Source organism: Kineococcus aridisoli (assembly GCF_050871885.1).
In the GTDB taxonomy this organism is placed as follows: Bacteria; Actinomycetota; Actinomycetes; order Actinomycetales; family Kineococcaceae; genus Kineococcus.
In genome coordinates this window covers 1-598 of the sequence record NZ_JBJLSF010000182.1, presented here as the reverse complement: position 1 = coordinate 598, position 598 = coordinate 1, and the positions used below count along the sequence as shown (strand labels likewise).

Below are 598 nucleotides of genomic sequence, written 5' to 3'. Positions count from 1 at the left end.
CCGCCGAGGTAGCCGACCAGGGCGGTGGCGATGACCCAGGTGGGCAGGGTGAGCTGCTGCTGGCCGGGAACGTGGGTGCCGAGCAGCAGGACGCCGGCGGCGACGGCGATCCAGCAGGCCAGCAGGAAGGTGCGCCGGCCTAGGAAGTCGCGCTGTCGCCCGGTGGCCGCTCGTGCTGCGGTCGTGCCGCTGGTGCTCACCGTTCGACGGTAGCGGTCCGCGGCAGGTGTGCGGGGGTGCCTGTGCTGTGCAGGGGTGGGGTGCGAGCGTCTGTGGATCACCGCGTCAGGGCCTCGCCGACTGCTCGTGATCACGCACGGAAGGCGGGATGACCGTGACGTCGCGGACGGCTGGATGAACGCGACGTCGGCGTTGTGGCTGTCTTGCGGGCAGCATGGCTGGGTCTGCCGACGCGGGCAGCACGAGGTGGCGGAGAGCGAGGGTCGGCGCGATGGGTCGAGGACGGCAGGGAGAGCACGGCACGGAGGACGGCGGCGAGGGCGCCGGCGTGCGGGTCGGAGGCGATGGGGGCGACGACCAGGGCGACCACGCCGAGGTCACCGCCTGACCTAAACGCGCGAGGTCTGCGGGATGACCG

General features: G+C 72.7%; 1 protein-coding gene. It reads right to left on the bottom strand.

Translation table 11 applies throughout. The features are described 5' to 3' along the window. Nucleotides 1-200: hypothetical protein (locus ACRYM2_RS23180; protein ID WP_432525061.1), on the bottom strand; the 200-nt coding region annotated here is incomplete at its 3' end. Nucleotides 201-598 lie beyond the last annotated feature (398 nt).